The sequence below is a fragment of the Lacinutrix sp. MEBiC02404 genome (assembly GCF_053601575.1).
In genome coordinates, this window is the sequence record NZ_JBSHNV010000220.1 from 855,410 (window position 1) to 880,768 (window position 25,359).

Here is a 25,359-nt window from a genome sequence, read left to right on the forward strand (position 1 = left end):
ATTTTTTTGTAAATTTCTAAATATTTAGAATTTATGAAGCTAGCCAATTATGTACTATTTTATTTTCTCCTTTTTTTTAGTGTAATTGCAATGGCGCAAGATACATCTGTAGATTCTTTAGTTGCCGCATTACAAAAGGATCCGTTGTTTTTCGAAAAAGTATTTATACATACCAATAAAACGAAGTATGATAAAGAAGATACTATTTGGTTTAAGGGCTATGTTTCTTCCAGTGTCAATAAGCCTTCATTAAAAACGACTTTGCTATATGTTAGCTTGTTTTCTGAAACAGGCCAGTTAATAGAAGAGCAAAATATTTTAATTAATAAAGGAGTAGGAGTTGGGCAATTTGAACTATTCGATACTTTAGAATATGGAGATTATTATATTCAGGCACATACTAATTTTATGAAAAATTTTGGAGACGAAAACACATTTGTCTCTAAAATAAGTATAGGTAATACGGCTAAAAATAATGGTGAAAATAATCCTGTTTTATATGATCTACAGCTTTTTCCAGAAGGAGGCTATTTACTAGAAAATGTCGAAAATGTAATTGCTATTAAAGCTTTAGTGAATGGGAAAGGACTCGATTTTACTGGTGAAATTGTAGATTCTAAAAATAAAGTAATCACGAGTTTTGAAAATCGGTATTTAGGAATGACTACTTGTGCGCTTTTCTATGATGCATCAGAAAAATATCAAGCAATTATCAGGATAAAAGATACGGTTCTAAAAATGGACGTTCCAGTGGCTAAAAAAGAAGGTTTGTCTCTTAAGGTTATAGATCGCGTAGATTTTGTGGATATGCAATTGCAAACGAATAGGAAAACGTTACAAAGCCAAAAGGATAGTTATTCGGTTTTATTTCATCAAAATAATAAATTGGTTAATTACGCAGATATTGTGCTTAGGGATACTTCTAAAATAATTCTGCAAATAAATAAGAATGATTTTTTTAACGGGGTAAATACGGTAACGGTATTTAAAAAGGATACGCCAATTCTGGAAAGAAAGTTTTTTGTGTATAAAGACAATGCTAAAATCCAAGTGAAAGTTGAAAAGCAACTAAAAGAAAAAGATTCTAGTGTTTTTAAATTGAAAATGATAGCTGAAGCAGAACGAGCTAATTTAAGCGTTTCTGTGATGTCAAGTAAAACACAAATAGAAGAAGAGACTACTATAGAGTCTGCTTTTTTGCTAACGCCTTATATAAAAGGATATATAGAAAAGCCTTCCTATTACTTGGATGAAAAAAACATAAATCGATTGCAACATGCAGACTTACTATTGTTAACGCAAGGTTGGACGCAGTATACTACTTCGCGATTTGTGAATAATGTAAACCCAAAATATAAATACGACTTTGAATTAGGGTTTAAATTGTCTGGTCACGCTGCGCCATTAGGGTCTAATAACCTTGCGTTAATTAGTGAAGATAATAAGGTAATAGATAAGATATTTTTGAATAATAAGTTGGATTTCACCTTTAAAAATCTGTTGATATATAAAGGGGATGCTGTAAAATTATCTTTTGTAAAACCAGATAACGAATTGGCAAAACCAGAAAATATGACTTTAGATTCTGTAGTTCATTCTAAATTGGAATTTAAGCCTATAGTTTTAAAGTCAAATTATACATCTGTAGCCATAGAAAAAGAAGATGACTTCGTGTTTTATGAAGCCGATGCTACCAGGTTAGATACCGTTAATGTTACTGGAAGAATTAAAACTAAGGCGTATTTAGAAAAAACAAAATTGGTGCGTAAATACAAGAAAATAACTTTTGATATTGGAAAATACATGCCATTAGAGGTAGCCGATCGTTATAAAAAAGAATTGTTCTTGGGGTATTTAGAAAGAGCAGAAGGTGCTAGGTTGGTAAATTGGAAAGGATTAGAATGGTATTTGGAGTTGGGTGTAGAAAAAGAAGCTTTTCTGTTTATTGATGGGAAAAGAATGGAGTCTGAAGATTTAGGAGGTTTAAAATTAGAAATGAAAGATGTTGAAAATGTAATGGTGCAACCTCTTAAAAAAGGGTTTAGGGCATATCAAGTTTTTACAACAGATAATTACAAAAAAGGAATTGTAGAATTATACCAGAATTATGTTTTTGAGTATGGTTACAATACGGCTAAAAAGTATTACACGCCAATTCATGATTTTAATTTTCAAAATGAAGCAACAGAAATAGATTGGAAACCAATACTAGAAACCAATACGAATGGGGAAGCTATTTTTAAAGTTAAAAATAATTCTTCAGGATATACTTTTTCTATTCAAGGGTTTACCAAGTCAGGAAAATTGATTAGCGAAATTATTGTTGTAGAATAGTGCTTTTCATTTTACTAAAAACATCCCAAACCACAACGCCGCAACTCACCGAAATATTTAAGGAGTGCTTGGTTCCAAATTGAGGGATTTCAATTACGACATCACTTGCGCTTACCACGTCTTGGGCAACACCTTTTACTTCATTTCCAAAAACGAAAGCATATTTTGTGTTTGCTTCCGGTGAAAAGTCATTTAGCATGGTTGCATTTTCCGCTTGTTCGATAGCGCATATTTTTACGTTTTCAGCCTTTAGATTTTCTACCAAAGAAGTTGTGCTTTCGGCATATTCCCAGGCAACAGTATCTGTGCTTCCAAGTGCTGTTTTATGAATGTCTTTGTGTGGTGGAGTAGCAGTAATTCCGCAGAGATAGATTTTTTCAACTAAAAAAGCATCACTAGTTCTAAATACCGAGCCGATATTGTTCAAGCTTCTAATATTATCTAAAATGATTATAATAGGAGTCTTGGTAGCAGTTTTAAAATCTTCTACGGTTAATCGATCTAGCTCGTTGTTTTTTAGTTTTCTCATAGTGCAAATATTCAAAAAAAAAGCTTCCTTTTTGAAGAGGAAGCTTTAAAGTTATCAAAAAAAGAAATTAAATTTTCTCTTCTTCTGTTGGTTTTGGATTAACCTTTCCTTTAATGTGTATTACTTTTTTAGGAGCGTTTACCGCATTAGAAGTTAGCGTTATACTTTTGGAAAAAGATCCAGTTCTATCTGTAGCATAACGTACACCAATAACAGAAGATTCTCCAGGAGCAATAGCTTGTTTTGGCCAAGTAGGAACCGTACATCCGCAAGAGCCTTTTGCATTTGTAATTACTAAAGGAGTGCTTCCTGTATTTGTAAATGTAAATTCCCTATTTCCATCCGAGCTGTTTTCTATGGTTCCATAATCTATGGTTTCCGATTCAAACTCAATTTGTGCGCCGTCTTCATTAGCTACTGTTTTTACTTCGCTAGTTTTTTCGGTGTTTTGAGCTATTCCTACTGTCGTCATTGCTAGCATAGCAAAACTTAATAAAATTGCTTTTTTCATAATTTATAATGGTTTGATTTAAAAATAAGTATTCCAAATTTACTAAAACAATATGTGTTTCGTATTACAATTTAATTTTTAACATTATTTTATAACAACTATTAATTTAACTAAATTCGCAATGAAATCAATTTTTACTAAAAAGAACATCTACCCTTGGCAAAAAAAGAAAAAAAAGTAACGCCTTTAATGAAGCAGTACAATGCTATAAAAGTAAAGTATCCAGATGCTTTATTGTTATTTCGTGTTGGCGATTTTTATGAAACCTTTGGTGCAGATGCCATTAAAACGGCTGGAATTCTAGGTATAATATTAACGAAACGAGGTGCAGGAAGTGAAAGCGAAATTGAACTTGCTGGTTTTCCGCATCATTCTTTAAATACGTATTTGCCTAAATTAGTAAAGGCTGGAGAACGTGTTGCAATTTGTGATCAGTTAGAAGACCCTAAACTTACCAAAAACATTGTTAAACGTGGTGTTACTGAGCTTGTAACTCCCGGAGTTGCACTCAATGATGAGGTTTTAGTTTCTAAATCGAATAATTTTTTATGTTCGGTTTATTTCGATAAAAACAAAATAGGAATTTCCTTTTTAGACGTTTCTACAGGGGAATTTTTAACCTCACAAGGGAATGCCGAGTATATCGATAAATTATTACAAAATTTTAGTCCGAGTGAAGTATTAGTCTCCAAACAAAAACGAACGCTTTTTAATGAAACCTTTGGAACTGATTTTCATACGTTTTACTTAGAAGATTGGGTATATCAAACCGATTATGCAAACGAAACTTTAATTAAGCATTTTAATACTAAAACGTTAAAAGGTTTTGGTATTGCAGATTTACAGGAAGGGATTATCGCTTCCGGATCTGTTTTACATTATTTGGGAGAGACACAACATAATAAATTGCAACATATTACTTCTGTTTCTAGAATTGCTGAAGATGATTATGTTTGGATGGATCGATTTACTATCCGGAATCTAGAACTTTATAACTCTACCAATAATAATGCAGTGACGCTTTTAAATGTTATTGATAAAACGATTTCTCCAATGGGAGGACGTTTATTAAAACGTTGGTTGGCTTTACCATTGAAGAATGTAGAGAAAATAAAAGAACGTCATGAAGTCGTAGATTTCTTTACGAAAGATAAAACGACGCTTCAAAAAATACAGAATCATATAAAACATATTGGAGACATTGAAAGACTAATCTCTAAGGTCGCTACAGCAAAGGTGAATCCAAGAGAGGTTATTCAGCTAAAAAACTCTTTAGAAGCTATACTGCCAATAAAAGTATTATCGTCTAATTGCGATAATGAATCACTTAAAATTATTGGTGATAAATTACAAAGCTGTGATATCCTTCGAGAGAAGATAAAAACGATGCTTAACGAAGAAGCTCCCGTAAATGTTTTAAAAGGAAATAGTATTGCGCAAGGGTTTTCTGAAGAATTAGATGAACTACGTGCTTTGTCTACTTCGGGTAAAGATTATTTGAATAAAATGTTGCAACGTGAAAGTGAGCGTACCGGCATCACTTCTCTTAAAATAGCATCCAATAATGTATTTGGTTATTATATAGAAGTACGAAATACACATAAGGATAAAGTTCCAGAAGAATGGGTTAGAAAGCAGACTTTAGTGAATGCGGAGCGTTATATCACGGAAGAGCTTAAAGAATACGAAACAAAAATTTTAGGTGCAGAAGAGAAAATCCTAGCCATAGAACAAAAGCTATTTACAGAATTGGTTACTTGGATGAACCAATACATAAAACCGGTACAACAGAATGCGTATTTAATTGGTCAATTAGATTGCTTAGCTGGTTTTGCACAATTAGCAAAAGATAATACGTATATCTATCCAATTATTGATGATTCGCACGACTTAGAAATAAAAGATGGTCGTCATCCTGTAATTGAAAAGCAATTACCAATTGGCGAACCTTATATTGCTAATGATGTGTTCTTAGATAGAGACACCCAACAGATGATTATGATTACTGGTCCTAATATGTCTGGTAAGTCTGCTATTTTACGCCAAACAGCATTAATAGTATTACTAGCGCAGATGGGAAGTTTTGTTCCCGCAAAAGCTGCTAGAATTGGTTTAGTAGATAAAATATTTACTAGAGTAGGAGCGAGTGATAATATTTCGATGGGAGAATCTACCTTTATGGTAGAAATGAATGAGACAGCTTCTATCTTAAATAATATTAGTAATAGAAGTTTAGTCTTGCTAGATGAAATAGGAAGAGGAACAAGTACCTATGATGGTATTTCTATAGCTTGGGCAATTAGCGAATATTTACATGAGCATCCAGCAAAACCAAAAACGCTTTTTGCAACCCATTATCATGAACTTAATGAAATGACAGAAACGTTTGTTCGTATAAAAAACTACAATGTTTCTGTAAAAGAATTAAAAGATAACGTTTTGTTTATTCGTAAGCTAGTTCCTGGTGGAAGTGAGCATAGTTTTGGAATTCACGTTGCTAAAATGGCTGGAATGCCACAGCAGGTAATACATCGGGCGAATAAGATCTTAAAGAAATTAGAGAAATCACATTCTAGCGAAGAACTTACAGATAAAGTAAAATCTTTAAAAGATGAAATGCAATTGAGTTTCTTTAATCTAGACGATCCGTTATTAGAAAACATAAAAGAAGAAATATTACATATTGATATTGACACACTTACGCCGGTAGAGGCGTTGATGAAACTCAACGAAATAAAACGAATGTTGGTTAAGAAAAAGGAGGTTTGAAAAAAAAAAATAATATTTTTTCAAAAAAAGCTTTGCAATTAAGAGATTTATTCTAAATTTGCAACCGCAATAGCAATATTGCACGTTCATACAAAAGACTGCGAAAGTAGCTCAGGGGTAGAGCATCACCTTGCCAAGGTGGGGGTCGCGGGTTCAAATCCCGTCTTTCGCTCTGACACTTTCAAAATAATATACCAAGTGATATTTTAAATATCGTTTCCTGCTGAAGTGGTGGAATTGGTAGACACGTTGGACTTAAAATCCAATGTCCATTAGGACGTACGGGTTCAAGTCCCGTCTTCAGTACAGATGAAAAGCCGAAACGAAAGTTTCGGCTTTTTTGTTTTAAAAAAAACAATCCAATCTTTTGGATTGGCTTTTCTCAACATGTTGAAACTGGGACTCGACGCAGTCAATTCCCGTTTTCAGCACAAAAGCCTTACAGGAATGTAAGGCTTTTGTGTTTTAAAAATTTAAGTAAGTTTTAATTTCAAGAGTATTCTTGGAGTAAAGAAGAATTCCAATGCTATAGATTGGCTTTTCTCAACATGTTGAAACTAGGACTCGACGCAGTCAATTCCCGTCTTCAATATAAAAGCCTTACAGGAATGAAAGGCTTTTGTATTTTAGAAAACGTCCCAAAATTCTCTTTTAAATACAGTGCAAAAGAAAAAAGCAATTACGTGTTATGAGTTGTCTTTTCTTAATGTATCGATAGGAGCGCCACGCGTTTCGTTTCCTGCCTTTTGTATAAAATCGGTATAGTCTAGTTGTGTTTTGTTTTATAAGGTCTCAAACCTTAAAAATAGACACAAAAAAAAGCCTTCATATTTATGAAGGCTTTTAAATAAAAAATAAGAAAATTTCTTAGTGCTTATCTTTAATTTCTTTTGCTTTATCAGCAACTGCATCCGCAGCTTTTGATACTGCACCAGTAGTAGCGTCTTTAGCATTTTCTAAAGCATTACCAGTAGCATCAGCAGCGTTTTCTAAAGCATCTCCAGTAGCATTAGCAGCACCTTTTATTGCATCACCAGCATCTTCCATTGCGTCTTTAGTTGCGCTATTAGCATCTTCTACTGCATCTTCAGTAGCGTCAGCAGCGTTTTCGATTGCATCTTCCGTAGCGTCAGCAGCATCTTCTAATGCATCACCAGTAGCCTCAGTAGCATTTTCTATAGCATTTCCTGCTTCATCTGTTTTTTCTTTTGCTTCCCTACAAGAAGTAAATGATACGCTTAATGCTAATAATAAAGCCGAGCTTAATAATAATTTTTTCATCAGTAATAGTTTTTAGTGTTAATTTTAATGGTACAAAAAAAACCATTAAAAGAAATTACTTTTAATGGTTTCTTTTAATAGTGTAATTATTTGCTGTTTTTTATTGAGCAGTCATTTTCTTAGCTAATTCCATAACTTCCGTTGATTTCGAAGTCATGTAATCCGTTAATTTTTTCATGTCTTCAGCTTTTACGTTTTTCATTGCTTCTTGACCTTTAGTTGCAAGTTCTTGACCTTTAGTTGCAAGTGCTTGCATTTTAGTCATGTCCTTTGTTGTTACAGCTTCCGTGTAAGTTTCAATGTAATCTTCGTAAGCAGTAACATAAGATTGTACTTCTGCATTGTCAAAAGAAGGAACTCCTGTTACAGTCTCTGTTACAGCTTCAGCAGCTTCTTCGACAGCTTCAGTTGTTTCTGCAGCTGCATTTTCAACAGCATCACCTGCTGCATCTGTTTTTTCTTTTACGTCTTTGCAAGATGTAAACGATACGCTTAATGCTAATAGTAAAGCTGCGCTTAATAATAATTTTTTCATCAGTAATAGTTTTTAGTGTTAATTTTCAATATACGAAAGTAACAACTTCCTGTTAAAATTCGCACATGTTTGTTAAAATTTTTAACATAATCGTTATTCAGGTAGATTTAATAGTCTATTTACGTATGTAGTTCATAATTTGGATTACAGCTTCCTTGTTTTTTTTAATATAATTTAAGTTTTTAGCTCCAGAACGCAATCTCTTTTCTTTATTTTGAATCAACTCGGTTAGTATAAAGTCTAATTCTTCTTTGTTTTTCACCGAGAACATCCCTTTTTCTTTTAACATTGCATATGCTTCCGGGAATTTTTTGTAGTTTTTTCCAATAAGTACAGGTATACCAAACACTGCCGGTTCTAAAGTATTATGTAAACCCGTATTCCCCATTGCTCCGCCTATATAAGCAATATCCGCATAACTATAGGTTTTGGATAATAATCCAATAGTATCCATTATAAAAACGGGATATTTAGACACATCTTGGTTTTCTTTTTCGGAATACTTAATACTAGGTACTTGTAGTTGTTTACTAAATCTATCTATTTGTGCTGTTTTAAGATTATGAGGCGCAATAATAAATTTCAAGTCTTCGGAAGCATTTTTATTCATGTAATCTAATAGGATGTTTTCGTCTTCAGGCCAAGTACTTCCTGCAACAACACATAAACTGTCTTGTTTAAATTCTTCAATAAAGGCTAAGGTATTATTTTGGGAGAGCTGACTATAAACACGATCAAAACGGGTATCACCAGAAACGGTTACATGGTTGTAGCCTATGGTATTCAATAAAGCTTTTGAGGCCTCGTTTTGAACAAAAATATGTTCGAAGGCAAATAAAGCACTACGTTGTTCTTTTCCATAAAACTTAAAAAAAGATTGCGAAGGTCTAAAAAGAGCAGAAATTAAAATGGCTTTTAAATTTCGCTTTTTTATTTCCTTTAAAAAATTCGGCCAAATATCATATTTTACAAAAATAGTCAGCTGTGGGTTTATTATATCTATAAATCTTTTTGCGTTTTTCTTAGAATCTAAAGGAAGGTAAACAACAACATCTGCTATTTCTGTATCTTTTCTAATTTCATAACCAGAAGGTGAAAAGAAAGTGAGTACAATTTTGTGCTTTGGGTAAAGCTGTCTAATTTCTTTAAAAACAGGTAAGCCTTGCTCGTATTCTCCCAAAGAAGCACAATGAAACCATATACAAGCATCTGTTTGTAGAATGTTGTTTTTTAAAACAGTAAATGTCTGTTTTCTTCCGTGGACACCTTTACTAATTTTGGTGTTAAATAGCGCTATTCCTTTTAAAACAAATGAAGTTAAAGAAATAAGTATGTTATAAATGAAACCCAATAGTTTTTGTTTATTGCTAAAATACATTTCTTTTAAATTATATACATAAGTAGTTTTTAATAAATTATTTTTTATTCATTCATCTTCATTGCTAAACAATATGGTTTTTTGTAAATTCGTAAGATATAATGAGCCAAAATGTATAGTTAAGGTTTCAAAATTTAAGAATGTGAAAAAGATTCAAATGGTTGACCTTAAAGGTCAATATGCAGGTATAAAAGATGTTGTTAATGCAACGATTCAAGAAATAATAGATAATGCATCTTTTATTAACGGACCAAAAGTTCATGAGTTTCAGGAAAATTTAGAAAATTATTTAGGTGTAAAGCATGTTATTCCTTGTGCCAATGGTACAGACGCATTGCAAATAGCAATGATGGGTTTAGGTTTGAAACCAGGAGATGAAGTTATCACTGCAGATTTTACATTTGCAGCTACTGTTGAGGTAATCGCTTTATTGCAATTAACTCCAGTTTTGGTAGATGTAGATCCAAACGACTTTAATATTAGTGTAGAAGCTATTAAAAAAGCGATAACACCAAAAACAAAAGCAATAGTTCCTGTACATTTATTTGGTCAATGTGCCAATATGGAAGCAATTATGAAAGTTGCCGAAGAACACAACTTGTACGTAATTGAAGATAATGCACAAGCAATTGGAGCATCGTACACTTACAGTGATGGTAAAAAAGCGAAAGCGGGAACCATTGGTCATGTAGCTTCTACTTCGTTTTTCCCTTCCAAAAATTTAGGAGGTTATGGAGATGGAGGAGCAATTTTTACTAATGATGATGCATTAGCACATACCATTAGAGGAATTGTAAATCACGGTATGTATGAACGTTATCATCACGATGTAGTTGGTGTAAACTCAAGATTAGATTCTATTCAAGCGGCCGTTTTAAATGCAAAATTACCGCATTTAGATAGCTATAATAAAGCAAGGCAATCTGCAGCAAGAAAATATAACCAAGCCTTAGAAGGAATAGCAAACATAACAACACCTCAGGTTTCTAAAACATGCACTACTATTTGCGAAAATTGTGATTGTCATGTCTTTCATCAATATACTTTAAAGTTAAACAATGTGGACAGAGATGGCTTAGTGAAGTTTTTAAATAGCCACGAAATACCATGTGGTGTGTACTATCCAATTCCGTTGCACAATCAAAAAGCATATAAAGATTCTAGATATAATGAAGCAGATTTCCCGGTTACTAACCAGTTGATAAAAGACGTGATTTCTTTACCAATGCATACCGAGTTAGACGATGAGCAAATAGCCTTTATTACCAATAAAATTAAAGAATTTATAGCAAATAATTAGAGCGTTACCGCAAGGGTCAGGCTGTTCGCTTAAATCTTTTTTTGCCGTATAGGCAACCAAAAAAAGGATAACGCTTCCATCCCTAACGCACATACCAGCCAATGAAAGTACTAGTCACAGGAGGTTTAGGTTTTATAGGGTCACATACGGTTGTAGAACTTCAAAAAGAAGGATATGAAGTAGTGATTATAGATAATCTATCGAATTCCTCTATCGATGTTTTAAAAGGAATTGTTGCCATAACTGGTACAACACCCATTTTCGAAAAACTAGATTTAAAAGATAAAGTAAAAGTTGAAGCATTTTTTAAACAACACCAGGACATAAAAGGAGTAATACATTTTGCTGCTAGTAAAGCAGTAGGTGAGAGTGTAGAAAAACCATTATTATATTATGAGAATAATATCAATACCTTGGTTTATGTGCTTCAAGAATTAGAAAAGTTAGCCATAGCTAATTTTATTTTTAGTTCCTCTTGTACTGTTTATGGGCAAGCAGATGTCATGCCAATTACGGAAGATGCACCAATAAAAATTGCCGAATCTCCTTACGGAAACACCAAGCAAATAGGAGAAGAAATCCTGCAAGACACTTGCAAAGTAAATGCTAAAATACAAGTAATTGCATTGCGGTATTTCAATCCAATAGGAGCACATGAAAGTACTTTGATTGGTGAATTACCAATAGGTGTGCCACAAAATTTAATCCCTTATATTATGCAAACTGCAGCAGGAATACGTGAGCAGCTTTCTGTTTTCGGGGATGACTATCCAACCATAGATGGAACTTGTGTTAGAGATTATATTCATGTTGTAGATTTAGCTAAAGCGCATGTGATAGCTTTAAAAAGATTGTTAGAACAAAAGAATACATCTAATTACGAAACGTTTAATCTGGGAACAGGAAAAGGAAGTTCGGTTTTAGAGGTTATTCAAACTTTTGAAAAAGTTGCCAACAAAAAACTAAATTATAAAATAGTAAATAGACGTTCAGGAGATGTTGTTTCTGCTTATGCAGATACCAAAAAAGCAAATGATGTACTAGGTTGGGAAGCGAAATATAATCTAGAAGATGCCATTCTATCTTCTTGGCAATGGCAAAATAGCCTAGATGTTACTTAAAATATCGTAATGCATTTGCTGTTCTATTATCATATGCGTAATAGATTGTACATATAGGTATGTGATTTTTATTAATAAGCTGATTAACAATATTTTAATATTGTAGATTCGGGATTGGCGTATATTCTTGTTTTCTTTGTAGCTAATGAAAATGATAAAACAATGAAATGGATTTCAGTAAAGCGTCAGACAAGACAAGAAAACAGATTTGCTCCAAACATGGGACGTGTTAGTGCAAAAGTTACTTACATTAAAAAGCAAGTACTTGGCATTCCTATTAAAACATTACATAAATATCGAGAAACCTATTACGGAAAAGTAAAAGACTGCGATGCTTGTAGTCTAGTGAAATAAAAAAAAGCCTCGAAATATTTCGAGGCTTTTTTGTGCTTTATAATTTACGCTTTTTTCTTTTTAAAATTGCCAAGAATTAGAAATCCTAAACCAACCATTACAGACATATCTGCAACGTTAAAAATTCCAGTTCTAAAAACACCGCCAAGATCTATATGGAACATATCGGTTACAGAACCATACATGAATCGATCGTAAATATTAGCTATTCCACCACCTAAAATACAGCAAAAGCCTATTATGGAAAGTTTGTCTAAATCTTTATTACTAAAAAGAAGAAATAAAACATAGCCCATTACAGATACTGGGATAATAAGTAAGAATATTGCTCGCATTGTCGGACTCAAATCACTTCCCATTCCTAAAAATGCTCCAGAATTTTCTACATTGTGTAAAGTAAGGTAGTCACCAAGGATTTCCGATTTACTTCCTTTTACAACATTTGTTCGTGTCCAAATTTTAGAAAGTTGATCAATAACAATATTGAAAATAATTAAAAATGCAATAAAGAGAGAACGTTTCATTTATGCTTTGGTTTCTATAGTTGCAGTAGCTGTTTGCGCTTCTCTATTAATTTTTTTAACCAATCCTTGTAAAACTTTTCCTGGTCCAACTTCTGTAAATAAAGTGGCACCATCTGTAATCATTTGTTGTACCGATTGCGTCCAACGTACAGGAGCAGTAAGTTGCGAAATTAAATTCTTTTTTATTTCTGCTTCGTCCGTTGTAGCACTTGCAGTAACGTTTTGATAAATTGGGCAATTTGGTTTGCTAAACGTTGTGTTTTCTATAGCAGCAGCTAATTCTTCTCTTGCAGGTTCCATCATTGGCGAGTGAAATGCTCCACCAACAGGAAGTACTAAAGCACGTCTTGCTCCAGCTTCTTTCATCGCTTCACAAGCGCGGTTAATAGCATCTATCTCACCAGAGATTACTAATTGACCGGGACAGTTATAATTTGCGGCAACTACAACTCCTTCCATTTTTGCACAAATTTCTTCTACCACTTTATCTTCTAAGCCTAAAACAGCAGCCATAGTACTTGGTTGTATTTCGCAGGCTTTTTGCATCGCCAAAGCACGTTTGGATACTAAACGTAATCCGTCTTCAAAAGTTAAAGCACCTGCAGCAACTAGCGCAGAAAATTCACCTAAAGAATGTCCGGCAACCATATCTGGTTTAAAGCTTTCACCTAAAGTTTTTGCTAAAATTACAGAGTGTAAAAATATTGCTGGTTGGGTTACTTTAGTTTCTTTTAAAGCTTCCGCTGTACCTTCAAACATAATATCGGTAATGTTGAAACCTAAAATAGCATTCGCATCTTCAAATAGATGTTGTGCTTCCGGAGCGTTTTCGTAAAGATCTAAACCCATTCCTGAGAATTGTGCGCCTTGACCTGGAAATATATATGCGTTCATTTGTTTTTTATTTTGAATTGCAAAAATAGGAATAAAATCTTTAAAAGAATCAAGAGTCAAGAATCAAGGTTTGTTTCTATTTTTAAATTTTTTTATAGAAGAATAAGCACTAAGTCTTGGCTCTTGTATCTAAAAGCAAAGTGGTCTCTATTCCGTTTTTTATAATCCAACAATTGCAGATTCTGCACAGCGTTCACCATCCATTGCAGCAGAAACAATTCCGCCAGCATAACCGCCACCTTCCCCACAAGGGAAAAGTCCGATAATTTCTGGATGTTCTAAATTTTCATTTCGTGGAATATTTACAGGAGATGAAGTTCTAGATTCTACTCCAATAATATTGGCTTCCGCAGTATAGAAACCGTTCATTTTAGAACCAAAAGCTTTAAAACCTTGACGTAATCTACTTCCTATAAATTTAGGAAATAAAGAATGTAATGGTGCAGAATGCAGACCTGGTTGATACGAGGTCGGATTTAAACTCGCAGATAAATTTCCCTCTACAAAATCAGTTAAACGTTGGGCAGGCGCAGCTTGACTTCTTCCGCCAGCATTAAAAGCTAGTTTTTCAAAATCCTTCTGATATTCTAATCCTTTTAAAACGCCAAACTTTTCATATTTAGCTAAATCTTTATCCACATTAATTTCAACTACAATTCCCGAATTTGCAAATTCGTTATTTCGTTTAGAAGGTGACATTCCATTTACAACCACTTCTCCGTTTGCAGTAGCAGCAGGAACTATAAATCCGCCAGGACACATACAAAAAGAATATACGCCTCTATCATTTACTTGATGTACCAAACTATAAGCAGCCGCAGGAAGTAATTCGCTACGATTGCCATCACAATGGTATTGAATAGAATCTATAATGTGTTGTGGATGCTCTACACGAACTCCCATTGCAAAAGATTTTGCTTGTAAAGCGATTTCCTTTTTATGTAATAAATAATAAATATCACGAGCAGAATGACCAGTAGCTAAAATAACGCGATTTGCGGTTAGTTCTGTGCCATTTTGTAATTGAATAGCTTGAATAGTATTATTTTTTATAACAAAATCGGTGACACGAGTATCAAAATGAATTTCGCCACCAAATTTTAAAATGGTTTCTCTAATGTTAGTAACTACTTTAGGAAGCTTATTGGTTCCAATATGCGGATGTGCATCTACTAGAATCTGATCGGTTGCACCATGAAAAACAAGGTTTTCAAAAATACGGCGCACATCACCACGTTTTAAACTTCGGGTGTATAGTTTTCCGTCAGAGTAGGTACCTGCGCCACCTTCACCAAAGCAATAGTTAGAATCTTCGTTTACAAAATGATCTTGATTAATTGCTTTTAAATCGCGACGTCTGTCTTTTACATTTTTACCGCGTTCCAGAACAATAGGTTTAAAACCAAGTTCTATACAACGCAAAGCGGCATACATTCCTGCAGGACCAAAACCAATAATATGAATCGGTTTTGCATTAGAAACGTCTTTATATTCAAAAGAGTATTCTGATTTTTGCGGAACCGGTTCTTTGATGTAAACAGCAACCTTATAATTAAAGATTATTTTGGGTTTACGCGCATCAATAGACTTACGCAATACTTTAATTCCGGAAATATCTTCGTAAGAAATAGCTAGTATTTTGGAAGCTTTTTTCAAAAGGATATTAGGTATTTCTTCTTCCTTAAGGGAAACGCGTAATTGAAGGTCTTTAATCATACTGCGAATTTATGAAAAAATGCGATAGCGGATTAAAGATTTTAGGAGTTTTACATCCCTATCACGCTTTATATATGAAGTTAAACTAATGCACCATTAGCACCAATTACTTGACCAGAAATCCATTTAGAATCGTCACTGGCTAAAAATAAAGCCACTTTTGCTATGTCGATTGGTTTGGCAAGGCGATTAAAAGCATTCATGCTACTTAGTTTGTCTATAAATTCTTGGGACTTTCCTTTTAAAAATAATTCGGTTTCTGTAGCGCCGGGAGCTAATGCATTTACCGAAATCCCTCTTCCTATTTCTTTAGAAAACACACGTGTCATTTGTTCTACTGCAGCTTTAGATGCAGAGTATATTGCGTATGTAGGAAACATTAATTTTACCGTACTGGAGGATATATTGATAATGTTTCCGTTGTCTGCTAATTTACTGCTTGCTTCCTGTAATGTGTTAAAGACACCTTTTACGTTGACATTAAATTGTTTAGTAAAATCGGCTTCGGTATTATCTTTTAATGCTTTAGAAATCATAACCCCAGCATTATTTATTAATACATCTACTTTGCCAAATGCAGCAATGGCTTGGTCAAATAGTTGGGTTACTTCTTCTTTTATACTTACATCTGCTTTTACAGAAATGGCTGTACCACCATTTTTTAAAATGGTATCTACGGCAGCTTTAGCTTCTGCTTCACTATTCGAATGATTTACTACTACTTTTGCTCCATTTTTAGCTAAAAGTGTTGCTATTTCTTTTCCAATTCCTTTAGAAGAACCAGTTACTATTACTACTTTGTTTTCTAGTTTCATGTGTTTATAGTTTAAGCGTTAGATAATTTTTTTAAGCGGAAAACCGAAATAAGGACTAAAATAATAGCAATGATTACAAGAATCATTTTTGGTTCTGGCCTTGCAAAAAATTCCAGAAATAAAGCGGTTATCATGGTTATTAATAAAAAAGCAAATGCGATTTTACCAATTGTTTTATTTTTATTAATAGCGAAAATGATAAATAATGTTGCTAATCCAAGTTCTGCAATTCCTGTAAAGATTCTAAATAAATCTGCAGGAATACCAAAGGCATTTTCAAATTGTTGAAAGCCTTCGATACTTTGCGGTTTTCCTAATAATTTAGGAATCGCAAAAAATACCATTACAGCAGTTATCAAAACGTTTATTATTTGATTTTTTAAATATTTCATTTATTTTAATGCTATAAGTTGATTTGCTATTTGTGTTAAATTGGATGCCACAATTTCTGGTTTATCTGCTAAAGGATATAATTGTGCTCCTGGTCTGCTAACAAAAGCACCTCTCCAATCTGCCCAAAGTGCACCTGCAATATCCCATCCATGTGCAGCAATTAGTAAGCATTCGATAGGTTTAATTCCCATTTTTCTTGCCGCCCAATCATAAGCATCTGTATGTGGTTTAAATTTTCCAATATCTTCGATACTCAAACGATCATCAAAAAAATCAATTAAGCCTGCATTTTCAAATTGGGTTTGCACACCTTTGTTAGAGGAGTTTGTAAAGGATACTAGTTTATAACCAGCATCTTTTAATTTTTGAAGTGCTTCTTTTACTTCGGGATGTGCAGGTAAAGATCGAATCGGACCTAAAATAGCTTCTTTTGCTTCGGTTTCTGATATTGTAATGCCATGGTTAGAAGCAACCATTTGTAAGGCAGCAGCACCAATAATTCCAAAATCGTTGTATTGTCTTCCTACTGTGGTTACTAAAGAATACTGTAACATGGTTGTAAACCATAATGGTAATAAATCGCTTCGGTTTCCTAATACTTTACCAACACTGTCTTTCATTACAGTAAGGTCTAGTAAGGTTTCATTGACATCAAAAAATAATACTTTAGGTCGTATGTTGCTTTTTTCTTTTTTTTCTGGTTCCTTTAAAGAAGAGCTAAATGCTAAATGCGGCGCAGCTAAACCTACTATTGCTGCTTTTTTTAGAAAGTCTCGTCTATTGTTTTTTTCGTTTTTCATATATATTATCATTAATTAAAAACATACCAACTAGTATGTTTTAGGGTAAAAAAAATTAAGCTTTTATTTGTTTTAGGTAGATGGAAAGTCCGGAGATAAATTCATCAATAATTATGTCATTATCATATAATTTTCTAATGCCACGAATTCCTTCAAAAGCACTTATGAGGTAAACAGCTACTGCTTTACTGGAAACATTTTCGCTGATTGTTTTTTCAGTTTTACCTCTATGGATTAAATGGGTAAGTGCTGCTTTCCATTCTTCAATAATACTTCTTAAAGCCATTTGGTATGCTATTTCGAGATCTCCAATTTCATTTATAAAATTATTCATTGGGCAACCGTGTTGCTTATCATATAGCGGAAAAGACTTTAATCGCTCTAAAAAGGTGGTTTCTAAAATCTCTAAAGTGTTTCCTGGTTTGTACAAAGGTGCAATCATACCGTCATGTACCCTTTTTTGAAGTTTTAAACTAATTACGGCAAGACCAAGCTCTTTTTTGTTTTTGTAATGATGATAAAAAGCTCCTTTAGTGAGTTTGGTAGCTTTCATTATTTTATCGACACTTGTAGTTTTAAAACCATTTTCATAAAACAGCTTAAAAGATTCGTTTAGAATGTTTTGCTTTGTGAGTTCCGATTTTAATTCTTGTTGCATAGTGCAAATGTATATTAAAAAATACTAGTCGGTATGTTTTTGATTTTTATTTAACAATTTTTTAAAAAATATAATTATTTTGGATGTACATATTTCAAAAGTAATAGGAGCGAAATTAGATATGAAAACAAAAGCTACAGAAATAGGTGTAGCTTTGTTTTCTTTCTTTTACGGATTCGTTATTTAAGATAAGCTATTTTAAAAGCTAAGGCTATAACCCATTTTAGAAACATCATTTTTTAGTTTTTTTAATTGATCTGCGTTTAAACCATAGTTACTTTGTCTAGAGGCTATTAACTGTTCTTTGTTTAAAATTCGTTCAAATTTCACCTGGTTTTTGTATATAATATACTTAAGATTATTAAATGATGCCTTCTTACTAATTTCTTTACTTTTTTCTCTGTGAGCATTATCTCTTTTTTCAGTATATGCTTCTGAAAATACTTTATTAGCTTTCAATAATTGGTCCTCAGATAAATTTAATTGTGCTATTCTTTTAATCTCGTTATTAACATAATTATCTTCAGTTTGATCAATAATTTCCTGATTAAGTATACCGGCAACCGTGCTCATACAGGATTGGAAATTAAGACTAATTGTAAATAGTAATACAGCTAAAGTGATTTTTTGTTTCATTGAAATGGGGTTAGAGGTTATATTAATTTTAAGTTTACAAATTAATAGGTTTTTTCTGACTTTAATATGATTTTTGAAATAAACCAGCAATTAAAGATGGTTTATTATTTTTCATAAATTTCCAATTGTTTTATTATTTGATTTCTGTAACAGGAAGTGCTTCCCCTTTTCTAATCCCATTGAAAATTTACATGTACGCAGATTTTTTCAGGATTTATTTTCCTTTGTTGTTTCTCGTTAGCAATGGAAATGGCTGTAAGAAAACCATGTGCTTTCATGGGTTCTTTTGCGATAGTTTATTTGAAGAACTATTTTCTTCTTTCTTGCCTCTTATTAAGAGTTAGCGCGAGCATATGAATTACATGGTCTATCAATTAGTTACTTCGTCTATATTCCATTTTTATTTTTCTAATACCATGATCTGTATCCCATTGGTTCACTTCGTTAAAACCATATTTTTTATATAGTGCTGTTGCTGGTCCATTTTCTAGTCCGGTTTCTACAACAAAAAGGCTAGAATCGAATGTGCTTAAAGTGAATTCCATTAGCTTTTTGGCAACGCCTTGTCTAAAGAAGTTTGGATCTACAACCAAACTATTAATAGATGTAAAATCATTCGTGTGATTAATTTCGATGACTCCAGCTAATTGTTTTTCTTTTATATATCCGAAAAATGCAGTGCTACTCTTTATATAATTCTCTAGGGTTCTTTTTAAAGGAGGAAAGTCGACTGCTTTTAATAATTTGGCTTCTACTTTATACGAAGATTGAAAAACAGAACGTATTTTTTTAGCTATTTCTAAATCGCTATTTTCAAGTTTTTCAATCATCTTTCGTGTTTTTAAATGGAGTTAAAGGAAGTTTTTTCATAAATTTAAATACACTTATTTTCTCTCATACGTTAGAAACGAAAATTCATAATCATGATTTTCATCTTTTACATGATATTTGTCGTTGGTTTTGTTCCAAATTTTAGGATCTATTTTCGGAAAGAAAGTATCCGCTTCAAATACTTCATGCACACGCGTAATTTCAATCTTATCGACTAAAGTCATGGCTTGTTTATAAATTTCGCCACCACCAATAATAAAAGGGTTTAGATCACTTTTAGAGATTGCAATTGCTTTTTCTAAAGAGTTTACTACAATTACACCTTCTGGTACTTGGTAATCTGCTTGTCTAGAGATTACAACATGCGTTCTGTTTGGTAGTGGTTTTGGGAAACTTTCAAACGTTTTTCTTCCCATAATAATATGGTGCCCAGAAGTAAGTGCTTTAAAGCGTACTAAATCGTCACGTAAATGCCAGATAAGCTTATTATCTTTGCCAATAGCGTCGTTTTCTCCAGCGGCAACAATAATAGTTAACACTTGTTTTTTAGCGGCCAAAGCTTCATTGTATATTTCTGTTTTCGCAATATGTGGTGCTTCTTTTTTAAGATTGATTTTTAGTTTTTCAATACGTGCTTGTTGCTTGCTTACTAGTTTTTCTAGTTGTTTTTCTTCCCATTCTTTTCCCATAAAGGTTTGAAACAAAAATACATTTAAAAAATGCCAGAATAATAGCGCAAACCAAACAGCAATGATTACAACAGACCATGGAAGTGTTGCTAGTGTAAATTCATCTGCTAATTGTAAACCAACATTAAAAGTATAGAGTATTAAACCAAAAATTGCAAATACGATCGCATGGGAATAAAAACGTTTTTTCTGTTTTATTCTACGTTGCGCATTCTGTATCAGCTGTAATTGCTCTGGGTCTATTTGTGGTTTGTTTTTCTTTTTACCGAACATATTTAATAGGTTTCTTATGTAAAGTTACTGAATTCATTTTTGTCGTTCACGAAAACGATATAGTTTGGTTTTCAGTGCTTTATGTTGTTTTTGCGATTATTATATTCTTTAATTCTGAATCCGTTTTGTAGTGATTTAATACTTTTACTATAGGATTTATAATAATAGAATAATAATTCAAAATTAGGTATTTATTTTTTTGATACCTCTAACTTTCTTATTTAATTTGAACTAGCTTAAATCAATAATATTATGGCAATTAAGAAACAATTTTTAAAAAGTAAGCCAGTTTGTAAAGTAACATTTACAGTTCCTGCTAAAGAAGCAAATGAAGTTTTGGTGGTAGGAAATTGGAACAATTGGGATGCAAAAGCAGAACCTTTACAAAAATTAAAAAACGGAACATTTAAAGGGACAGTAAACTTAGAAAGTGGTAGTTCGTACGAATTTAAATATGTTGTTGACGGACAATGGCAAAACGAGGAACAAGCAGATGCATTTGTTTGGAATGAGTTTGCAGCATCAGACAATAGTGTGATAAATTTGTAATTCGCGACTAGTAAAACAGAAAAGGTGTATTCTTTAATTAGAATACACCTTTTTTTATGTTTTTATACTTTTGGAAAAAACGAGGCCATTAAAAATAAATAGTCATTAAAATCCGGAATGGAACCGCAACTGGTTCGCCATTTAAATAACCAGGTTTTTTCATTTTTGGAAGTCGTTTTAAAAGCTTAATGGCTTCTGCAGCAATTTCTTTTTTATGTGCTTTGGCTGTTATGTTTTTAGTCTTTCCTTTTTCGTCTATAGTAAATTCTACTAAAAACTGTGTAGATTCGTCAAGCGGAAATAACTTGTCTGCTAATTCATAATTAAAGCCAAGTTTAATAAAATCCACTATTTTTTCTGTAGTACAACTTTTTGTTCCTTGGTAGTCTAGCTTTTCACTACAACTTCTATACATTGGATAGCTATCTATTTTGGCAGGTTTTTCTTTAGAAGAAGAAGTCGCACGAGAAGTTGATTTTGGTGCATCTTCTACTGTAAAACTTATAGGAAATCCGTAAGGTACAATTACCGGTTTCCCTAACTGATAGCCTGGTTTATCTAGTTGCGGTATTAATTGGGTGACACGAATCGCTTCTTTTTCTAATGTTGGATGTGGCGCTCTGGCCCTAACATCTATAACATGACCTTCTTTATCGACTTTAAACTGTATACTAATTCTGTGTTTTCCTGCCGGAAGACCAAGTGATTGTGCAATTTTTGTGTTGAAATGTTTATTAATCAAAGTAGCTATTTGAGAACTCATGCACTGCTTAAGTGCTTGATTTCCCATGTTTTCATCACAACCCGAATACACCGGTACAGTTTCAATGACTTCAAATGCAACTTCATCAGATGCTTCTGTGGTTTCTACTTTCGTTGTAGGTTGGTCTTGCGAAAAAGAAAATGTGGTACACCATAAGCATACAAAAAGGTAAACGTATTTCATTTGGGATTTTTAAAATTATACAGCAACTGCTCCTTTAATATGTGGATGTGGATTATAATCTTCGAGTGTGAAATCATCAAAAGTAAAGTCGAAAATATCTTTTACATCTGGATTGATTTTCATTTTAGGAAGCGTTCTAGTTTCGCGAGATAATTGTAATTCTAATTGCTCCATATGGTTGCTATAGATATGTGCATCACCAAAAGTGTGTATAAAATCTCCTGCTTGGTAACCACAAACTTGCGCCATCATCATGGTAAATAAAGCATAGGATGCAATGTTAAATGGAACACCTAGGAAGATATCTGCACTACGTTGGTATAATTGGCAAGATAATTTCCCGTCTGCTACATAAAACTGAAAGAAAGCATGACAAGGTGGAAGCGCAGCTTTGCCATTGGCAACATTCTCACTAAAAGATTTCGAGTTGTCTGGTAAAACCGAAGGATTCCAGGCAGAAACCAACATTCTTCTACTATTAGGATTTGTTTTTAAGGCTTGAATTACCTCTTTTATTTGATCGATTTCATCATCGTTCCAGTTACGCCATTGGTGGCCGTAAACAGGTCCTAAATCACCATTTTCGTCGGCCCAGCTATTCCATATTTTTACACCGTTTTCGGTAAGATAATTAATATTGGTGTCGCCTTTTAAAAACCAAAGTAGTTCGTAAATTATAGATTTTAAGTGGAGTTTTTTTGTAGTAACCATTGGGAAACCTTCACTTAAATCAAAACGCATTTGGTGACCAAATACACTTTTTGTTCCAGTTCCTGTTCTATCTCCTTTTTCGTTTCCGTTTTCTAAAACGTGTTGTACTAGGTCTAAATATTGTTTCATAGCATTTCCCACGAAAGTGGGAATCTCATTAAATTAAACTTGATTTTATTAGCAGTTGGAATTAATATGAATAGATTCAACGGCTGCGCTCAGTATGACATAAATAAGCGATGCTAAAATAAAAAAAAGCACCAAGATTTGATGCTTGATGCTTTACTATATTATTATAAAGTTATTAACGATTTTTTGAGACCAAAATTTAGTAATTTGTCTTTAGCGATTTGCTACTAACCAATTATCATTCCTGCAATGGTTGCAGACATAAGCGATGCAATAGTACCTCCAATTAGGGCTTTTATACCTAACTCAGATAATGTTTTACGTTGTCCTGGTGCAATAGATCCAATACCTCCAATTTGAATTCCAATAGAAGCAAAGTTTGCAAAACCACATAACATATAGGTTGCCATGATAATGGACTTGTTATAGGTTAAATGTGTTGCGCTTGCTACATCTTTTAAGTCTACTAATTGTATGTACCCAACAAATTCACTTGCTGCTAATTTGATACCTAAAAGTTGTCCCATTAAAGTCATATCTACCGTAGCTACACCTATTAGCCACATTAATGGCGCAAATATATAACCCAAAATAAGTTCTAAGGATAAACTTTGATATGCTGTATTAGAAGCAATCCATGTATTTATGGTTGTAATATCTCCAACCCAACCAAGAATACCATTTACCATTGCTATAAAAGCGACAAATACTAAAAGCATAGCACCAACATTTACTGCTAGTTTTAATCCTTCGGTGGTACCATTAGCTATGGCATCTAAAATGTTAGAACCAATTTTTTCGGAAGAAACACTTACATCGGTATTTATTTCTTCGGTTTGTGGATATAATATTTTAGAAACGACAATAGCTCCAGGAGCTGCCATTACTGAAGCTGCTAGTAAATGTTTTGCGAATTGTAATCTTAAAACCGGATCGTCACCACCAAGAAAACCAATGTATGCAGCAAGTACTGCACCAGCAACGGTTGCCATACCACCAATCATTACTAGGAGTATTTCCGATTTGTTCATTTTCTCTAAATATGCCTTAATCAATAAAGGCGCTTCCGTTTGACCAAGGAAAATATTTCCGGCAACACTTAAACTTTCTGCTCCTGAAATCTTTAAGACTTTAGATAAAACGATACCAAAAAACTTCACTACTTTTTGTATGATTCCTAAATAGAATAGGAGGGATGTTAATGCCGAAAAGAATATGATAGTTGGTAAAACTTGAAATGCGAAAATGAATCCAAAGGTATCCATATCTACTACTAAACCATCGAATAGGAATTTACTTCCTGCTCTTGTAAAATCTAACACACTTACAAATAAGCCTCCAACCCATTCAAATATTTTTTGAACAAAAGGAATTTTTAAAACACCAACAGCGATTATAAGTTGAAATACCAAACCAAGTCCAACCGTTTTCCAGTTTATTGCTTTTTTGTTATTGCTAAAAAGAAAGGCTAAAACTAAAAGGGAAATCATTCCTAATACACCTCGCCATAAACTTTGTATAGAAAATCCTTGACTTCCTATAATAGTGTCTGTTGGTTCTACAGCATTTTCTATTGCCATCGGGACTTCTTCATCTACTGCCGTAAAATGAAAGACCGTATTTTTTTCGGAGAATACTAAAGTAGAATCGGTATGCTCTTTAATTTTGTAACGACGTATCGTATCGTTAGGTTGGTTGTAGTAAAAAACTAATAAGTTGTTTTGGTGTATATAATCTCCGGAAGCATTTGCTGTACTAAATTCACCTTCGATTAGTTCTAAGGTTTCAAAACTATTGTTTTGGTTATTTGCTATCCATTTTTTTTCTAGGTCTTGTGCAATACTTGTAGAAAATCCAAAAAAAATAGCTACAATAGCTAATACAAATTTTTTCATGTGTTTATATTTATTGTTTTTAATTCGTCACATGCTGTTGGCTATTAATGATTCATTTTACATGAAAAACTTTTTAGCATGCACGTTTCATGTGGTGGTGTTTAGTTATCGTTTAGAGATTTCATCTCTTATGTGCGCTGCTTTTTCATAGTCTTCATTAGCAACTGCTTCGTCTAACATATTGTGTAGATCTTCAATAGTCTTACTGGCAAAGGTATCGCTGGGTGATTCGGTTTCTAATTCTTCCGTAACTAAAGCATCTAAAAGAATATCTCCTTCCATGTTTTTTTCTTCGCTCTCCGGATTTACTTTTAAATAAATCCCGGCTTTGTCCAAGATGTTTTTATAGGTGAAAATTGGAGCTTGAAAACGTAAAGCTAATGCAATAGCGTCACTTGTTCTTGCATCAATGATTTCTTCAATTTTATCGCGTTCGCAAATTAAACTAGAATAGAAAACACCATCTACTAGTTTATGGATGATTACTTGTTTTACAACAATATCAAACCGATCTGCAAAATTTTTGAATAAATCGTGTGTGAGTGGTCTTGGCGGACGAATTTCCTTTTCTAAAGCAATAGCAATAGATTGAGCCTCGAAAGCACCAATAACTATTGGGAGTTTTCTATCTCCATCCACTTCATTTAAAATCAAGGCATAAGCGCCATTTTGAGTTTGGCTATATGAAATACCTTTTATGTTTAACTTGACTAAGCTCATAATATAAAACGCAAAAGACTGTTTAAATTCGGACAAAACAAAATTTAAACAGTCCTTTTTAACAATAC

General features: G+C 33.1%; 25 protein-coding genes and 2 tRNA genes. 8 read left to right on the forward strand and 19 right to left on the reverse strand.

Translation table 11 applies throughout. The annotated features are described in order from the left end of the window. Positions 1-33: 33 nt before the first annotated feature. Positions 34-2,334, forward strand: coding sequence for a hypothetical protein (locus ACVCXO_RS18240; protein WP_452231021.1), 2,301 nt, complete (start codon positions 34-36; stop codon positions 2,332-2,334). Here ACVCXO_RS18240 and ACVCXO_RS18245 read toward each other — a convergent pair. Together ACVCXO_RS18245 and ACVCXO_RS18250 are read right to left on the reverse strand one after the other, a co-directional pair. After that, positions 2,318-2,863 carry an RNA methyltransferase gene (locus ACVCXO_RS18245; protein ID WP_452231022.1) on the reverse strand — a complete coding sequence of 182 codons (546 nt, stop codon included), beginning with the start codon at positions 2,861-2,863 and terminating at the stop codon, positions 2,318-2,320. The genes ACVCXO_RS18240 and ACVCXO_RS18245 overlap by 17 nt on opposite strands. Before the next feature lie 67 nt (positions 2,864-2,930). Next, positions 2,931-3,374 carry a DUF1573 domain-containing protein gene (locus ACVCXO_RS18250; RefSeq protein ID WP_452231023.1) on the reverse strand — a complete coding sequence of 148 codons (444 nt, stop codon included), beginning with the start codon at positions 3,372-3,374 and terminating at the stop codon, positions 2,931-2,933. Positions 3,375-3,530: 156 nt separating this feature from the next. On the opposite strand from ACVCXO_RS18250, the gene mutS reads away from it, so the two are divergent. The 3 genes from mutS to ACVCXO_RS18265 all read left to right on the forward strand — a co-directional run bounded on the left by mutS (position 3,531) and on the right by ACVCXO_RS18265 (position 6,449). Then, positions 3,531-6,143 carry a DNA mismatch repair protein MutS gene (gene mutS, locus ACVCXO_RS18255; protein WP_452231024.1) on the forward strand — a complete coding sequence of 871 codons (2,613 nt, stop codon included), beginning with the start codon at positions 3,531-3,533 and terminating at the stop codon, positions 6,141-6,143. A 100-nt stretch (positions 6,144-6,243) separates the two neighbouring features. Then, a tRNA-Gly gene (locus tag ACVCXO_RS18260) sits at positions 6,244-6,315 on the forward strand. Positions 6,316-6,365: 50 nt separating this feature from the next. Next, positions 6,366-6,449 (forward strand) — tRNA-Leu (locus ACVCXO_RS18265). Between the two features lie 561 nt (positions 6,450-7,010). On the opposite strand, the gene ACVCXO_RS18270 is transcribed toward ACVCXO_RS18265, so the two are convergent. From ACVCXO_RS18270 to ACVCXO_RS18280, 3 genes are all read right to left on the reverse strand, one after another. Further along, positions 7,011-7,424 (reverse strand): hypothetical protein, encoded by a 414-nt coding sequence (locus ACVCXO_RS18270; protein WP_452231025.1) that lies wholly within the window; start codon positions 7,422-7,424, stop codon positions 7,011-7,013. A 100-nt stretch (positions 7,425-7,524) separates the two neighbouring features. Next, positions 7,525-7,959, reverse strand: coding sequence for a hypothetical protein (locus ACVCXO_RS18275; RefSeq protein WP_452231026.1), 435 nt, complete (start codon positions 7,957-7,959; stop codon positions 7,525-7,527). Positions 7,960-8,074: 115 nt separating this feature from the next. Beyond that, positions 8,075-9,337, reverse strand: coding sequence for a 3-deoxy-D-manno-octulosonic acid transferase (locus ACVCXO_RS18280; protein WP_452231027.1), 1,263 nt, complete (start codon positions 9,335-9,337; stop codon positions 8,075-8,077). Between the two features lie 142 nt (positions 9,338-9,479). On the opposite strand from ACVCXO_RS18280, the gene ACVCXO_RS18285 reads away from it, so the two are divergent. From ACVCXO_RS18285 to ACVCXO_RS18295, 3 genes are all read left to right on the forward strand, one after another. After that, positions 9,480-10,637, forward strand: a complete 1,158-nt coding sequence (locus tag ACVCXO_RS18285; protein ID WP_452231028.1) for a DegT/DnrJ/EryC1/StrS family aminotransferase — start codon at positions 9,480-9,482, stop codon at positions 10,635-10,637. Positions 10,638-10,738: 101 nt separating this feature from the next. Continuing rightward, a complete protein-coding gene (galE, locus tag ACVCXO_RS18290; RefSeq protein WP_452231029.1) occupies positions 10,739-11,758 on the forward strand; it encodes a UDP-glucose 4-epimerase GalE in 1,020 nt (339 codons plus the stop codon). A gap of 162 nt (positions 11,759-11,920) precedes the next feature. Beyond that, positions 11,921-12,112 carry a hypothetical protein gene (locus ACVCXO_RS18295; RefSeq protein WP_452231030.1) on the forward strand — a complete coding sequence of 64 codons (192 nt, stop codon included), beginning with the start codon at positions 11,921-11,923 and terminating at the stop codon, positions 12,110-12,112. 44 nt (positions 12,113-12,156) lie between these two features. On the opposite strand, the gene lspA is transcribed toward ACVCXO_RS18295, so the two are convergent. From lspA to ACVCXO_RS18345, 10 genes are all read right to left on the reverse strand, one after another. Beyond that, positions 12,157-12,636 carry a signal peptidase II gene (gene lspA, locus ACVCXO_RS18300; protein WP_452231031.1) on the reverse strand — a complete coding sequence of 160 codons (480 nt, stop codon included), beginning with the start codon at positions 12,634-12,636 and terminating at the stop codon, positions 12,157-12,159. Next, entirely contained in the window at positions 12,637-13,530 is an 894-nt protein-coding gene (gene fabD, locus ACVCXO_RS18305) for an ACP S-malonyltransferase (RefSeq protein WP_452231032.1), read from the reverse strand. 159 nt (positions 13,531-13,689) lie between these two features. Then, complete coding sequence (locus ACVCXO_RS18310; RefSeq protein ID WP_452231033.1) at positions 13,690-15,246, reverse strand: NAD(P)/FAD-dependent oxidoreductase; 1,557 nt, start codon at positions 15,244-15,246, stop codon at positions 13,690-13,692. Positions 15,247-15,326: 80 nt separating this feature from the next. Next, positions 15,327-16,061, reverse strand: a complete 735-nt coding sequence (locus ACVCXO_RS18315; RefSeq protein WP_452231034.1) for an SDR family oxidoreductase — start codon at positions 16,059-16,061, stop codon at positions 15,327-15,329. A gap of 11 nt (positions 16,062-16,072) precedes the next feature. Beyond that, entirely contained in the window at positions 16,073-16,453 is a 381-nt protein-coding gene (locus ACVCXO_RS18320) for a DoxX family protein (RefSeq protein WP_452231035.1), read from the reverse strand. After that, complete coding sequence (locus ACVCXO_RS18325; protein ID WP_452231036.1) at positions 16,454-17,254, reverse strand: haloacid dehalogenase type II; 801 nt, start codon at positions 17,252-17,254, stop codon at positions 16,454-16,456. It abuts the gene before it with no gap. Between the two features lie 55 nt (positions 17,255-17,309). After that, a complete protein-coding gene (locus ACVCXO_RS18330) occupies positions 17,310-17,912 on the reverse strand; it encodes a TetR/AcrR family transcriptional regulator (protein WP_452231037.1) in 603 nt (200 codons plus the stop codon). 198 nt (positions 17,913-18,110) lie between these two features. Next, complete coding sequence (locus ACVCXO_RS18335) at positions 18,111-18,548, reverse strand: hypothetical protein (protein ID WP_452231038.1); 438 nt, start codon at positions 18,546-18,548, stop codon at positions 18,111-18,113. 374 nt (positions 18,549-18,922) lie between these two features. Further along, the gene (locus ACVCXO_RS18340; protein WP_452231039.1) at positions 18,923-19,378 is read right to left on the reverse strand and encodes a GNAT family N-acetyltransferase; all 456 of its coding nucleotides are present in this window, start codon (positions 19,376-19,378) and stop codon (positions 18,923-18,925) included. Positions 19,379-19,432: 54 nt separating this feature from the next. Then, on the reverse strand, positions 19,433-20,341 hold the full coding sequence (locus ACVCXO_RS18345) for a dihydrofolate reductase (RefSeq protein WP_452231040.1): 909 nt from the start codon (positions 20,339-20,341) through the stop codon (positions 19,433-19,435). Positions 20,342-20,593: 252 nt separating this feature from the next. Between ACVCXO_RS18345 and ACVCXO_RS18350 the strand changes: the two genes are divergently transcribed. Beyond that, positions 20,594-20,890 (forward strand): isoamylase early set domain-containing protein, encoded by a 297-nt coding sequence (locus ACVCXO_RS18350; protein WP_452231041.1) that lies wholly within the window; start codon positions 20,594-20,596, stop codon positions 20,888-20,890. Between the two features lie 88 nt (positions 20,891-20,978). Here the strand turns inward: ACVCXO_RS18350 and ACVCXO_RS18355 are convergent, their stop codons facing one another. The 4 genes from ACVCXO_RS18355 to ACVCXO_RS18370 all read right to left on the reverse strand — a co-directional run bounded on the left by ACVCXO_RS18355 (position 20,979) and on the right by ACVCXO_RS18370 (position 25,291). Continuing rightward, a complete protein-coding gene (locus ACVCXO_RS18355) occupies positions 20,979-21,836 on the reverse strand; it encodes a hypothetical protein (protein ID WP_452231042.1) in 858 nt (285 codons plus the stop codon). Between the two features lie 15 nt (positions 21,837-21,851). Next, on the reverse strand, positions 21,852-22,676 hold the full coding sequence (locus ACVCXO_RS18360; RefSeq protein ID WP_452231043.1) for a thymidylate synthase: 825 nt from the start codon (positions 22,674-22,676) through the stop codon (positions 21,852-21,854). 227 nt (positions 22,677-22,903) lie between these two features. Then, a complete protein-coding gene (locus ACVCXO_RS18365) occupies positions 22,904-24,571 on the reverse strand; it encodes a NupC/NupG family nucleoside CNT transporter (RefSeq protein WP_452231044.1) in 1,668 nt (555 codons plus the stop codon). 105 nt (positions 24,572-24,676) lie between these two features. After that, positions 24,677-25,291 (reverse strand): bifunctional nuclease domain-containing protein, encoded by a 615-nt coding sequence (locus ACVCXO_RS18370; protein WP_452231045.1) that lies wholly within the window; start codon positions 25,289-25,291, stop codon positions 24,677-24,679. Positions 25,292-25,359: the final 68 nt, after the last annotated feature.